Origin of the sequence: Sphingomonas sp., from assembly GCF_019746665.1 — a bacterium.
GTDB lineage: Bacteria > Pseudomonadota > Alphaproteobacteria > Sphingomonadales > Sphingomonadaceae > Sphingomonas.
In genome coordinates this window covers 46,738-59,926 of the sequence record NZ_JAIERS010000020.1, presented here as the reverse complement: position 1 = coordinate 59,926, position 13,189 = coordinate 46,738, and the positions used below count along the sequence as shown (strand labels likewise).

Below are 13,189 nucleotides of genomic sequence, written 5' to 3'. Positions count from 1 at the left end.
CTATCGCGCGCCAGCTTAGCCCAAAGGATGCCCATGTCACACCCCTCCCCGCTCGCCCTGCCCTTCCCCGCGCTGCCGCCGGTCGGTGGCGTCGCGCTTCGCGTGTCGCGCGCGGGCTACAAGCCTTGGGAGCGCGCCGATCTGACGCTTGCGACATTGCCAGAAGGGACGAGCGTCGCCGGGGTGCTCACCCGCAGCCGCTGCCCCTCACCCGAGGTGGAGTGGTGCCGGTCGGCGCTGCCGCTGGGCCGCGCGCGGGCACTGGTGGTGAATGCCGGGAACGCCAACGCCTTCACCGGTAATCGCGGCCGCGCGGCGGTGGAGGCGATCGCGGCGCGCGCCGCGCAAGAGCTTGGCTGCCAGCCATCGGACGTGTTCGTCGCCTCGACCGGGGTGATCGGCGTGCCGCTGCCGATCGACAAGGCCGAGGCCGGCCTCGCCGCCGCCTTCGCCGCGCCCGAGGCGAGCTGGCAGGCGGCGGCCGAGGCGATCGGTACCACCGACACCTTCGCCAAGGGAGCGATGACGCAAGCGGTGGTCGACGGCCGGATCGTCACTCTTGCCGGCATCATCAAGGGTTCGGGGATGATCGCCCCCGACATGGCGACGATGCTGGGCTTCATCTTTACCGATGCCGCCGTGGAGCCCGCATTCCTGCAATCGGCGCTTGCCGATGCGAGCGACGCGACGTTCAATTGCATCACCGTCGATGGCGATACCTCGACCAGCGATACCGTGCTCGCCTTCGCGACCAGCGCGGCGGGCAACGCCGTGCTGCGCGATCACGACAGCAGCGGGGCCGATGCCTTCCGAGCGGCGCTTGGCGATCTCTGCCGGATGCTCGCGCAACTGGTCGTCCGCGACGGCGAGGGCGCGCGCAAGTTCATCACCATCGACGTGAGCGGCGCCGAGAGCGACGCCAGCGCGCGCCGCATCGGCTTCGCCATCGCCAATTCCCCGCTCGTGAAGACGGCAATCGCCGGCGAGGACGCCAATTGGGGCCGCGTCGTGATGGCGGTCGGCAAGGCGGGCGAGCCGGCCGAGCGCGATCTGCTCAGTATCCGCTTCGGCGACACCGAGGTCGCGCGCGGCGGGATGGTGGTCGAGGGCTATGACGAGGCTCCCGTTGCCGCGCATCTCAAGGGCAGCGAGATCGAGATTGGCGTCGACCTGGGGCTAGGCGATGGCCGCGCCACGGTTTGGACGTGCGACCTGACCCACGGCTATATCAGCATCAACGCCGATTATCGAAGCTAGACCCGCGGCGTCTCCTCACTCGCCTGCCGCCAGTGCGCAGGGAGCCGCGCCGCATAGTCGAACACCGCGAGTTGTTTGCGCAGGGGCGCGGCGCGAACACCGTCTGCCGCGAGCAACTCGGCCTGTCGTTCGACCCCGCCCGGATATTTGGGATTGAGAAAACCGCCCTTTTTAAGCACCCGCCACCATGGCGTCAGCTCGGCGCCGGGCACGCCCATGTCGCGGCGTTCCTCGGCGGCGCGCGCGCACATGTTCAGGAAGATCGCGGTCGATACCGGGCAAGCCACCGCCACTTGATGCCGCCGCGCGATCGCCGCCCGCAGTTCGTCAAGCGTCGTAACTTCGCCAGGCGCGACTTGCCGGACGAATGCATCCACTTCTTGCGGCGAGGAGATGACCATCGCCCCGCCCTGCGCTTCCCGAAAGCCGGGGGCGCCAGGCGGGATCATGTGAACGATGTGCGGCTCACGCCCGCTATTCAGGTGATCGAGCGCGGTCTTGCGCTGTGCCATAAAGCCTCCCTGTTGGTCCGGCAGGCTTTATGATCCAGCCCCGCGTCGGGCGGAATAAGGCGGGTTTGTTCCCGCCTTGATCCCGTTGGCTCAGGCCAGTGCGCCTTCCAGCCACGCCTTCAGCTGCCCCTTCGGCGCCGCGCGGCTGAAGCGGGCGACTTCCTCGCCATTCCTAAAAAGCACCAGGTTCGGGATCGTGCGGATGCCATATTTCGCCGCCGAATCGGGCGCGTCGTCAAGATTCGCCTTCGTGATCGTCACCTGATCGGCGAGCTCGTCCGAAAGCTCTTCCAGCGCGGGCGCGATCATCTTGCACGGTCCACACCAGTCCGCCCAGAAATCGACGAGCACGGGCTTGTCCGCGCTGAGCACGTCGTCGGTAAAGCTGGTATCGCTGATTGCCTTGGTCGCCATGGTTCGAGACTCCTTCAACTGATCGTCATTACGCGGGAAGTTAGGCAGGCGGTTACGCGGGCTCAAGGCACAGGGGCCAAGCTTTGCTCGGGCGGCACCAAGCGGGGCTTGTGCCCCGCAAGCGTCGCCGCATCGAGCGTGAACAGGCGCGGCGCGGCGGTATAGAGCAGCCCTGCCTCGATGGTACGGCCCGGAAAAATAACCGCGAGTGCCGCAGCATAGGCGGCCATCTGCCGCAGATGATAGCGCGGAATTTCGTCGAGGCTGGCGGGCGCGCGGCGGCTGGTCTTGAAATCCACCAGCCGGACGCGATCGGGCAGCACCAGCAGGCGATCGACCGTGCCCGAGACGACCAGCCCTTCGCCGATTACCGCCGCGATCGGCGCCTCGGCGAGCGCTTCGGGGGCGAAGAGCGGCGCCCAATCGGGGGTATCGAGCACAGCGCAAACATCCGCCACGATCGCCGCGCGCTCGGCCTCGGCGCGTTCGGCCGCGGCGGTGGCGAGCCAGGCGAGCGCGGCGGGTTCGCGCGCCTCGCGCGGCAGCGCCGGCAGCCGCTCGAACAGCGCATGGACCAATCGGCCCCGCTCGGCAGCGGCGCGCAGCACCGGGGTCGGCGGCGGATCGCTCGCGGCATCGGCGCCGAGCGAGGAAGGGGCGAGCGGCCGCGGCGGGCGCGCCTCGACCGGCGCGGGAGCTCGCACCCAGTCCGGCAGCGGCGGCGGCGGCGTGAGAGCATCCGGACGCCTTTTGAGCGCGCGTGGCAGCTGCGGCACATGGCCGTAAAATCGGCGCTCGCCCTGCCCAGCGACGCCCAGCGCGCTGAACGCCTTGTCGGCGGCAGCATACCAGCTCGCCGCGGGCGGCACGCCCTGCGCGCGCGGCCCCAGGCTGCCGGTGATGACGAGATGCTCCTCGGCGCGGGTGGCGGCGACGTAGAACAACCGCCAGTGCTCCTCCAGCTCGCGCCGCGCCGCTTCGTCGACCAGGGCGACCAGCGGCCCGCTCTTCTCCGCCGCGCGCGGGCGCAGCATCGGGAAGCGGATGCCCTGTTCCGGCTCCCATTGCAGCAGCGATCGCGGCGCGGTGGCGGGATCGGCGCAGGCGTCGGCCAGGATCACCAGCGGCGCCTGCAGACCCTTGGCGCCGTGTGCGGTCATCACCCGCACCGCGCCGCCGCCACCCTCGGCCTCGCGCTTGATTTCAACCTCGCCGCGATCGAACCAATCGAGGAAGGCCTGAAGTGTCGGCGTCGCCAGCGCCTCGAAATCGAGCGCGGCAGCGAGCAGCTCGTCGATCGGATCGCGTGCCTCGGCCCCCAGCCGGCGCAGCAACTTGCGTCGCCCGTCGAGCGGGCCGGAAAGGAGATGCTCGAGCAGCTGATAGGGCGTCGCCAGATCGGCGCGGCTGAGCAGATCATAGAGTGGCGCGAGCCGCTCGTCGCTCTGGGTCGCGCGCAGATGCCGCCACAGCCCGGTCCGCCGCGGCGCCGCGGCGGCGAGCAACTCCTCCTGACTCCAGCCGATCAGCGGCGACACCAGCAGCGACGCGAGCGCGAGATCGTCCCCCGGCTGGAGCGCGAAGCGCAAAGCCGCGAGCAGATCCTGCACCGCCAGCGGCGCGTTCAGCCGCAACCGATCGACGCCCGCGACCGGCACGCCCTCGGCATAAAGTCGCGCGACGATCAGCGCGGCCAGCTCGCCCCGGCGCTTCACCAGCACCATGACGTCGCCTGCCGCGAGCGGCCGTCCCTTGGCGCCCAGCAGCAACGGATTAGCGGGATCGAGCCACGCCTTGATTCGCCTGGCGATCCGCGTCGCGAGCGCGCGGACATGGTCGCCCAGCCATTCTTCCTCGCCGGCCACTTCCTCCACACCGGTGACAGGGGGCCAGAGTTCAACGACGCCGGCGCCCGGCACTTCGCTCGCATGTGGTTCACGCGACGCCATCAGGCCCATGCCGGGCGGCGGCAGCGCGTCGATCGCGGCGTCGACGAATTCCAGGATCGGGCGGGTCGAGCGGAAACTATGCGTGAGCGACAGCCGCCGCCAGGGCGTCCCTAACCCTAAATCCTTATCGTATGCCGCCAACGCCTGCGCGCCGAAACTCTGCTCGGCGGCGGCGAAATTTACCGGATCGGTGCCCTGAAAGCCGAATATCGCTTGCTTGTAATCACCCACCACGAACAGCGTGCGATGCGACCGCGTGCCCTCGCCGGCGAAGAATTCGGCGGCCATCGCGGCGATGATGCGCCACTGCGCGATGTTGGTGTCCTGCGCCTCGTCCACCAGGATATGCTCGGTCGAAAGATCGAGCTTGTAGCGTACCCACTCGCTGATGCCGGGCTGATCGAGCAACGCGACGGTCGCCTGGATCAAATCCTCGAAATCGACCAGACCGCGCGTTCGCTTGGCGGCTGCATAGGCATCGGCATAAGCACGTCCCGCCTCCAGCCCGGCGGCCAGCAAATCGGCATAGCGCGCGCGTTCGGCAGTCGCGAGCAAGTCGGCGCAGCGCGTCCCCAGCGCGATCGCAAGCTCGGCATAATCGGGTTCGAAGGCGAGCAGCTTGGCGGAATATTTGCGGGGTTCGCCTTTGCCGGTGAAGGCGATGCCCTTCAGGTCGTCGAGCAGTTCCACCCGCGCCGCCGGCGCGGCGGCGAGCCAATGGTCGGCGCGGTCCGCATGATCCAGGCCCTGCGCCGTACCCCAGGCGCGGTTGGCGGCGGCAATGCGCTTCAGCCCGCCGACGTCAAAGAGATCATCGGCGCACGCCTCGGCCAGCGCCTCGTCCAGATCGCCAAGCGGCAGATCGAGCATCCGCCGCACATAGGGTTTCAGCCCAGGCAGCCCGGCGAGCGCGCCATGCGCCCTGGCACAGGCGCGCAGGAAATCCTCGGCGCCGCCCTCCCCCAGCCGCAGGCTAAGGGCGCCGACCGCGTCGACCAGCCCCAGCCGCCCCTCGCGCTCGGCGGTTACCAGCAGCTCGGCCAGCGTTTCGCGCGCGAGCACCGCTTCCTCGCGCCCCTCGATCGGGCGGAAGCCCGGCACCAGCCCCGCCTCGAGCGGGAAGGCGGATAGCAAGGCCTGGCAGAAGCCGTGGATGGTCTGGATGCGTAAGCCGCCCCCCGGCGCGTCGAGCAGCTTGGCGAACAGCACCCGCGCCCGGGCGACGAGCGCCGGGTCGTTATGGTCCTCCCCCAGCGCGAACAGATCCTTCTTCAGGTCGGGCTCGGGCATCCGCACCCAGGCGGCGAGCCGGGCGCTGATCCGCGCCGCCATCTCCGCCGCACCGGCCTTGGTGAAAGTGAGGCACAGGATCGCCCCCGGTTCGGTGCCGCGCAGCAGCAGCCGATAGACGCGCGCGGCCAGCACCTGGGTCTTGCCGGTGCCAGCGGAAGCCGCGAGCCACACATGTCCATCGGGCGCGCTTGCCCGCGCCTGATTGTCTCTCAGCTGAGGGAGCAGGTCAGCGGCCATACCATTCTTCCAGGCGCATCAGCTGGTCGTAATCGCCATAGGGTGCGTAGTCGGGATGAAGCTTCGCGGTGAACGGCGCGTCCCCGGTCAGCCAGTCGGCGGCGGCGACGGTGAATTGCGCGGCAACGATGGTAGTGAACTCGTCCGTCCGGATCAGGTCACGCGCACCCTCGGCGTGGACCGGCCGGGTGATGTGGCCGAACTGGTCGCCCTGCTTGGCGAGCGACCAATATTCGAAATCGCTCGCCGTGCCGTTCACCCCCTCGAACCCGCCGCGCTCGGCGATCAAGCCGAGCAGCCCGAGCTGCAAGCTGAACCCCGCGCGCACCGCCTTGGCGGAGGGCGCCTTGCCGGTCTTATAGTCAATCACCACCAGCCCGCCGTCGGCGGTGCGGTCGATGCGATCGGCCTTGCCCCTCAGCTGCACGCCGGCCAAATCGATCATGCCCGATTGCTCGACCGCGATCACCCGCCGGCCCTGCTCGACGAGCTGCTGGGTTTCGCGCGCGATCCAGTCGATCGCCTCGATCAGCCGGGGCTGCCACAGCGCGCGGAGCAGCGGATGGGTGCCAGGCGCCCGCATCAGCGTTTCGGCGCGAGCGCGCAGCTTGCCGGGCGCGCAGGCATCGTCGCGCGCCCACGCTTCGAGGATGGCGTGGACCGCCGTGCCGCGCCACGCGGCACTTGGATCGGCATCCACCGCGTCGAGCGGGGCGAGGCCGAGCACGCGCTTGGCGTAGAAAGCGAACGGATCAGCCTTCAGGCGATCGACCTCGGTCACCGAGATGCGCTTCGGCCGCAGCGCCGCTGGCGGGCAAGGCTCGGGGCGTTTGGCGGGATCAAAGCCGGCTGGAGTATCAATGGCTTGTGCGAAATGCTCAAGATCGCGCCGGCGCGGCAGCCCCCCCGTCAACGCCTGTAGTCGCAGCCAGAAGCGCGACGCAATCGCCGGCCCCTTGGCGTCGCGCTTGGCGCGGGTGAGCAGCACTTCCGGCGCGCCCAGCGCGCTCGCGAGATCATGCGCGGCGAGCCCTACCCGCCGGTCGAGCCCCGGAAGGCCAAGTTCAGCGCGGATGCGCGGCGCGAGCCACGGATCGGGCGCGCTCTGTCCCGGCCATACGCTCTCGTTGAGCCCGCCGAGCACCATCAGATCGGCGGTCTGCAGTCGCGCCTCGATCAGGCCATAGATCGCGAGCCGGGGATGGCCGCCCTGGGGTGGCCGCACTGCGCATTCGGCGGCGAGCAGACGGAGCAGCTCAGGCAGCGCGCGCGGATCGGTGCGCGGCGGCCCCAGCCGCGCCTGCGCTTCCAGGTCGGCCAGCAGATCGGCGGCGGCGCGCCCAGCAGGGCCTGCCCAGAGCGCGTCGCCGCACAGCGCCTGCGCCCCCTCGCGCACTGCCGCGACGAGCAGGTCGAGCGGCTGTGGCCCCGCCGCGAAGCTCGCCTCCAGCGGGGTGAGCAAAGCTACCGCCTCGCGCCACCAGTCCGCGGCCTCGGTATCGCCAGCCGCGGCGAGCGCCGTGGTGATCCCGTCCAGCCCCGGTGCGGGTCGCGGCCCGCGCAGCACCAGGTCGAGCCCGCGCACCCCCTCCAACCAATCGAGCCGTGTCGCGCCCGCGCGTACCAATGGGTGCTTGAGCAAGGCGAGTAGCGCGAGCGGGGCGAAGCGCTGCACCGCCGCCTCGGCGAGGGCGATCAGCAGCGTTCCAGGCGGCAGGATGGAGAGCGGCCGCCCTGCGGAATCGTCGATCGCCACCCCCCAGCGACCGAGCAGCGCCGCCACCCGCCGCGCGAGCGCGCGATCAGGGGTGACGAGCGCGGCGGTCTTGCCTGGCACCTCCAGCGCCTCCCTCAGGGCGAGCGCGATCGCCTGGGCTTCCTCGGCGGGGTTGGCGAGTTCGGCGACGCGCACCCCCGACAGTCGCCGCGCCTCGGCGGGGAGCGTCGTCCAGCGATGGGTAAATTCCGCCGGCGCCAGCGCCTCGGCGACGGCGCGGCCGCGCGCGGCGGGGGCGTCATGCCCGCCGCCCTCGCGCCACACCGAAAACTCCTCTCGTGCGACACCCATGCGGTCGAGCAGGAGCTTGAGCTGGAATTGTGGGTGCGTCTCGATCGGGCGGCGCGGAGGTTCGGGGGTCAGCGCCCGCCACTCGGTCTCGTCCATGGTGATCGCCAGATCAGGCAGCACCACAAGGCCCCGGGGCAGCCCGGCGACGACCCGGAGCAGCCGCGCGATGCCTGGCGCAGCGCTGGTGATGCCCGCCGCGCACACGAAACCGTCCGGCGGCGCCGCACGCCAGCGCCGGCCGAGCGCATCGAGCAGCCGCGCGCGCCGCTCGGCCAGCTCGATCCGCCCGCGCTCCGCCAGCGCCTTGGGCCAGGCATCGAGCACGATGTCGAACAAGGCGAGCGCCTGCTCCCAATGCGCCTGCAATGCTCCGCCCGGCTCGATCGCACGAAGTTTAGTGGGCGCAACCTCCTCGACGAGCAGCTGGTCGAGCGTTTCCGCAAGCTCCCCCGCGAGCCGCACCGCCTCGGCGCCATCGACGGCCTCGCCGGCACGCGCGCGCGCCTCGCTCACCAGCCGCGCCAGGATCATCCGCCGTTCCAGCGGCGCGATGGCGGGCGCCACCGGCGCTTCACCCACCGGATCGAGCGCAGCGGCGAGCCCTTCGCCCAGCTCGACCGCGCCGATCGGCACCAGCCGGGGCAGCAGCAGCCCGCCGCCGCTCGCTCGTACGAAAGCGTCGGTCACGGTGCGCACCGCGCGATTATTGGGCAGCAGCACCAACCCACGCGCGAGCGATAACGGATCGCCGCCAAAGCGCCGGATCAGCCCGGCGGCGAGCGCGTCGGCGAAGGCGCGATGCGCGGGGATAGTGTAGAGCGCCAGGCCGCGCGCGGCCTTTTCATCGGGCACGATCTCCAAGTCGACGGGTGCATCCGTCTGCTTGGAGCGCGCGTCAGCCATCGGCGAGCATCGCCTCGGCGACCGGGATCGCACGCGGGGTACCGACATCGAACCACAGCCCGCCATGAACAATGCCAAAGGCCCGCCCCGCTTCGATCGCACGGTTCCAGAACAAATTGGTCGAGAACGGCCCTTCGGGCGCATCCGTGATGAGGCGGGGATGGAGAATCTGCACGCCGGTCCACACGAATGGCGCCAACCGTCCCGGCTTGCGCCGGCCGACGATCATGCCAGCCGCGTCGAGATGAAAATCCCCCTGCCCGCCATGGCAATGCGCGCGGGCGAACGGCACCATCAGCAGCAGCGCATCCATCCGCGCCCCATCCCACGCCGCTGCCAACGCGCGGATCGAATCGACGGGGCCATCAATCCACAGATTGTCGCTATTCACCGACAGAAAGGGCCGTTCGCCCAGCAGCGGCAGCGCCTTCACCAGCCCGCCGCCGGTCTCCATGAGCTGCTCGCGCTCGTCAGAGATAATAATTTCAAGGCCGTAGTCGCGGTTCTTGAGATGCGCTTCGAGCGCGTCCGCGAGGTAATGGACGTTCACCACCGCACGCTTCACCCCGGCCGCGCGCAAACGTTCGAGCGCATGGTCGAGCAGTGCCTTGCCCGCCACCTCGACCAGCGGCTTGGGCCGCGTCGCGGTGAGCGGGCGCATCCTTTTGCCGAGCCCGGCGGCCATTACCATCGCGGTCTCGGGCACGGGCACCCCCGGATCGGGCCGCAGCGCGAACACCGTCATGCGGCTTGGGCCGAAAGCAGCATCGGATCGCCGCGCAGGCCGGCGGGAAGATGCGCGTCGAACCACGCCTTTACCGGCGCCAGCGCGGGGTGCGCCAGATCGCGTTCTAGATAGCGCCACACCCGCGGGCAGAGCGCGGGGTAACGCGGCTTGCCGTCACGCTTCCATAGCCTGGTAAAGACTCCGATAATTCGCGTATTACGCTGTGCTCCTAAGATATGATATGCGGTACGGAACGTCTCCCCGCCGCCGGTGTCACGGCAGTATAGATCAAGCATCGCCGCCTCGATCTCGGGCTCCACGTCGCGCCGGGCATCCTGCAGCAGCGACACCAGATCATAGCCCGGATGTCCGGCGGTCGCGTCCTGAAAATCGAGCAGCCCGAGCCTCCCGCCAGGAAGCAGCATCAGGTTCTCGGCATGATAATCGCGCAGCGTCGTTACCGGCGTCTCGGGCAGCGCGCCCGGTAGAACCTGCGCCCAAGCATCGGCATAGCCCGCGATGTCGATGCCGAGCGTGCCGCAATACCATTGGGCAAAGGTCTCGGTGCCCTGGGTAAGCAGCGCCAGATCGTGCGGCGCGAACGGACCGGCGGGCTCGCGGTGGAGCCGTATCAGCGTTTCGACCGCCCTGGCATAAAGTGGTTCGGCGGGCGCCCCGGCGTCGATCGCCTCGCGCATCCGGTCGTTGCCGAAATCCTCGAGCAGCACCAGGCCTTGCTCCAGCGCCTCCCCATATATCTCGGGCGCACCGAAGCCGCGATCATACAGCCAGTGCGCGACCTTCAGGAACGGCCGGGGATCCTCATGCGGTGGCGGGGCGTCCATCAGGATCGCTCGCCGCGTGCTCGCGGTCACCCGAAAATACCGGCGAAACGAGGCGTCACCGGCAAGGGGGGTGATCGTCGCGTCGCGCCAGCCCAACGCATCCAGAAAAGCCCGCGCGCCGGCGGGAGGAGTCAGGTCTGCCATCGCCCTTCCCAAGCCGAGGGGACATGCGCCGTCAAGCGTCGAGCGCCGTCCGGCAGCACGGCCAGCCTGAGGGCGAGCGCCTGGGGCCAGCGCCCCGGCGCGCGTTCGGGCCATTCGATGAGCAGCGCCGAGTCGTCCAGCGCCTCGTCGAGCCCCAGTTCCTCGAGTTCGGCCACATCCTCGATTCGGTAGAGATCGACATGAAGCACCGGCAACCGCAGCTCGGGCGGGCCATAGGGCTGGACGATCGCATAGCTCGGGCTTGGTGCCTCGCCGGCGAGGCCAAGCGCATTCAGCAGCCCGCGGGCGATGCTCGTCTTGCCCGCGCCCAGCGGCCCGGAAAGCGTTATGACGTCACCCGGTCCCACCAGGTCGGCCAGCCGTGCGCCGAGCGCCAGGCTGTCCGCGAGCGAGCGCAGGATCATGGCCGTACCGGCAGGGTTACGGTGATCAGCGTCCCCTGCCCGCGCTCGGAAAGCAGCTCGATCGCGCCGCCATGCGCTTCGGCGATCTGACGGGCGAGCGGCAGGCCAAGCCCCAGCGCGCGTTCCCCGCCACGCGTGATCGCGGGCTCGGCGAAGCGATCAAAAGCCCGCGCGATCGCCGCCTTGGTCATCCCCCGGCCATTGTCGGAAACGATGATGCGTGCCCGCTCGCCCTCGCGGTCCGTGCGGAGCAATACCCGCCCGCCCTCGGGCGTGCCGGACAGCGCATGACGCAGCAGATTCTCGATCATCTGCGCCAATTTCTCTTCATCGCCAGAAAGTAGGCCGGCATCGTGCAGATCGGCTGCGAAGTCGATCCGCCGCGCCGTCACCGCCGGTCGCAGCTTAGCGGCGACCCGCTCGGCAAGCGGCGCCAGCGCGACCTGGGCTTGGGCGACGGGTGGCGCCCGGCCCTCCTCCGTCAGCGCGAGGACATTGTCGACCAGCGTGCCGAGCCGCTCGGACGCTTCCAGAATCGCGCGAACATACCCTCCCGCGGCCTCGGGCAGCGGCCCCGCCAGCCCACCCTCCAGCATCTGCCCAAAGCCACTGATCGCCGTGAGCGGGGTGCGCAACTCGTAGCTCATATTGGCGACGAACGCGGTCTTGACGCGGTCCGCCGCCTCCAATGCCTCGTTGCGATCGCGCAAGGCCTGCTCGATCTTGCGGCTGTCGGTCTCATCGATCATCGTGAACAGCGCATTGCCGTCGGGCAACGGCACCGCCGCGAACTCAAAGTGACGGCCATCGGCGAAAGCGAGCCGCCCGCCGCGCTGCTGCCGGTCGAGCGTGGCCGAGCGCACCATCTCGCTGATCAGCACCGCCTTGCCCGGTTTGGCGAGCTTGGGCTCGGCAGCCTTGGCGAGCGCGTCGACGCGGGGATGGCTCGCCAGATAGGCCTCCTCGAACCCCCAGGCGAGGCGGAAACGGTTGTTCCACAGCTGCAACCGGCCATCGGCGGCGAACACACCCACCGCCTCGAACAGATTGTCGAACGTCGCGGTGCGCACCCGGAGCAGCGTATCGCGCGCGCTCGCCAGCTGCACCTGTTCGGTGCGATCCTCGAAGATCAGCAGCAGCCCGCCATCGGGCATGGGCTGGGCGACGATCCGCAGATGGGTGCCGCCGGGCAGGTGCCACGCCTCCTCGATCTGGCCGGGGGCGGTGAACCAGTCGCGGTGTTCGGCCTTCCAGGCGGGGAAATCGCGTACTTCGGGCAGGCGCTTGGCGTCGCGCATCCGCTCGAGCACGCGGTCGAACTCGGGGCGCTGGGCGAGCCAGTCGGGGGGCAGCGCGAACAGCCGCTGGAAGGGCTGGTTGGCGAAGATCAGCGCCCGCTCGCCGCTGAACTGGGCGACGCCCGCCGACAGGCGGTCGAGCATCCCGCGCTGTGCCTCGCCGAACCGTTTCAGGTCGCCCTGCGCCTGTTCCAGGTCGTCGATATCCACCGCGAACCCCGCCAATCCCCCGCCGGGCAACGGCACGTCGTACAGCCGCTGCATCCGCCGCGCGCCACGGATCGTCGCGGGGAGCGTGGTGCTGACGGGCCGGCCTTGCTCGCGCGCGGCGAGCGCGGTGGTGAGCGCGGCCTCGTCGACCAGTTCGAGCCCGCGCGCCAGCACGTCATCGGCGTCCGCGCCCTCGACGGCGGCGACATAGGCCGAATTGACCATCATCAGCTTCAGGTCCGGCCCGCGATACCACATCGGCATCGGCGCCGCCTCGATCAGCGCGGTCAGCGCGTCGAACGCGGCGTGCGCCTGGGCCGCGTCGGCGGACAGGCGCTCGACGGTGGCGGCGTTCTCGGTTTCGTCGAACACCCAGACGACCACGCCGCCCTGCCCGCGCCCGCCGCGCAGGCGGAGCTGGCGGGTGCTGCCCTGGGCGCGGACCAGCCGCTCGAACGGGCGGGCGGCCTTGTGCGCGGCGGCGACGTCGGCGGTGAGGGCCGCCAGATCCTGGGGCGAAAGCCCCGTCTCGCCCTGCTGGAGATCGGCGAGGAACGCGGCCGGGCGGGGCAGGCCTAGCCAGTCCTGCACCTGCCGCGGCAGCTGCACGCCGCCGTCGCTCGCGACCAAAAGCGCCTGCGCGGGGCATTCCCGGACCAGCCCGTCGAGCCGCGCGGCACGCTCAAGCACCGCCCGGGCTTCGCCGCGCAGCCTGAGGCCCGCGAAAAACAGCCCGGTGCCGAGCAGCACCAAGCCCCCCAACGCCGCGCCGATAAGCGACGCGGCCACAGGCGTCAGCGTGATCATCGGGCGGTCCGGCGCCGCAGCGGCAAGCTCATGCTCGCGGTTCTAGAGCGATGCGACCGGGATGCAACCGGAGCGGCGCGCGCGCCGCCCCGGGAAGCGC

Annotated in this window: 9 protein-coding genes; 1 reads left to right on the top strand and 8 read right to left on the bottom strand. The window is 70.2% G+C overall.

What is annotated here, in order from left to right:
* Positions 1–33 precede the first annotated feature (33 nt).
* The gene (gene argJ / locus K2X73_RS12625) at positions 34–1,257 is read left to right on the top strand and encodes a bifunctional glutamate N-acetyltransferase/amino-acid acetyltransferase ArgJ (RefSeq protein WP_294111379.1); all 1,224 of its coding nucleotides are present in this window, start codon (positions 34–36) and stop codon (positions 1,255–1,257) included.
* On the opposite strand, the gene K2X73_RS12620 is transcribed toward argJ, so the two are convergent.
* From K2X73_RS12620 to K2X73_RS12585, 8 genes are all read right to left on the bottom strand, one after another.
* Entirely contained in the window at positions 1,254–1,769 is a 516-nt protein-coding gene (locus K2X73_RS12620) for an MGMT family protein (protein ID WP_294111378.1), read from the bottom strand. The genes argJ and K2X73_RS12620 overlap by 4 nt on opposite strands.
* Before the next feature lie 90 nt (positions 1,770–1,859).
* Positions 1,860–2,183, bottom strand: a complete 324-nt coding sequence (gene trxA / locus K2X73_RS12615; RefSeq protein WP_294111377.1) for a thioredoxin — start codon at positions 2,181–2,183, stop codon at positions 1,860–1,862.
* 62 nt (positions 2,184–2,245) lie between these two features.
* Entirely contained in the window at positions 2,246–5,662 is a 3,417-nt protein-coding gene (gene addA, locus K2X73_RS12610; protein WP_294111376.1) for a double-strand break repair helicase AddA, read from the bottom strand.
* The gene (addB, locus tag K2X73_RS12605) at positions 5,652–8,633 is read right to left on the bottom strand and encodes a double-strand break repair protein AddB (protein WP_294111375.1); all 2,982 of its coding nucleotides are present in this window, start codon (positions 8,631–8,633) and stop codon (positions 5,652–5,654) included. Before addB ends, addA begins: the two co-directional genes overlap by 11 nt.
* Positions 8,626–9,378 (bottom strand): nucleotidyltransferase family protein, encoded by a 753-nt coding sequence (locus K2X73_RS12600; protein ID WP_294111374.1) that lies wholly within the window; start codon positions 9,376–9,378, stop codon positions 8,626–8,628. The genes addB and K2X73_RS12600 overlap by 8 nt, the downstream gene beginning before the upstream one ends.
* Positions 9,375–10,340, bottom strand: a complete 966-nt coding sequence (locus K2X73_RS12595) for a phosphotransferase (protein WP_294111524.1) — start codon at positions 10,338–10,340, stop codon at positions 9,375–9,377. The genes K2X73_RS12600 and K2X73_RS12595 overlap by 4 nt, the downstream gene beginning before the upstream one ends.
* The gene (gene tsaE, locus K2X73_RS12590) at positions 10,337–10,774 is read right to left on the bottom strand and encodes a tRNA (adenosine(37)-N6)-threonylcarbamoyltransferase complex ATPase subunit type 1 TsaE (protein WP_294111373.1); all 438 of its coding nucleotides are present in this window, start codon (positions 10,772–10,774) and stop codon (positions 10,337–10,339) included. The genes K2X73_RS12595 and tsaE overlap by 4 nt, the downstream gene beginning before the upstream one ends.
* Positions 10,771–13,089: a PAS domain-containing sensor histidine kinase gene (locus K2X73_RS12585; RefSeq protein ID WP_294111372.1), complete on the bottom strand. Its 2,319-nt coding sequence runs from the start codon at positions 13,087–13,089 to the stop codon at positions 10,771–10,773. Before K2X73_RS12585 ends, tsaE begins: the two co-directional genes overlap by 4 nt.
* Between the last annotated feature and the right edge of the window lie 100 nt (positions 13,090–13,189).

What these genes read in the sequence shown, in the direction of transcription:
- argJ (WP_294111379.1), top strand. Translation starts at nt 34, where the DNA reads ATGTCACACCCCTCCCCGCTCGCCCTGCCCTTCCCCGCGCTGCCGCCG.
- K2X73_RS12620 (WP_294111378.1), bottom strand. Translation starts at nt 1,769, where the DNA reads ATGGCACAGCGCAAGACCGCGCTCGATCACCTGAATAGCGGGCGTGAG.
- trxA (WP_294111377.1), bottom strand. Translation starts at nt 2,183, where the DNA reads ATGGCGACCAAGGCAATCAGCGATACCAGCTTTACCGACGACGTGCTC.
- addA (WP_294111376.1), bottom strand. Translation starts at nt 5,662, where the DNA reads ATGGCCGCTGACCTGCTCCCTCAGCTGAGAGACAATCAGGCGCGGGCA.
- addB (WP_294111375.1), bottom strand. Translation starts at nt 8,633, where the DNA reads ATGGCTGACGCGCGCTCCAAGCAGACGGATGCACCCGTCGACTTGGAG.
- K2X73_RS12600 (WP_294111374.1), bottom strand. Translation starts at nt 9,378, where the DNA reads ATGACGGTGTTCGCGCTGCGGCCCGATCCGGGGGTGCCCGTGCCCGAG.
- tsaE (WP_294111373.1), bottom strand. Translation starts at nt 10,774, where the DNA reads ATGATCCTGCGCTCGCTCGCGGACAGCCTGGCGCTCGGCGCACGGCTG.
- K2X73_RS12585 (WP_294111372.1), bottom strand. Translation starts at nt 13,089, where the DNA reads ATGATCACGCTGACGCCTGTGGCCGCGTCGCTTATCGGCGCGGCGTTG.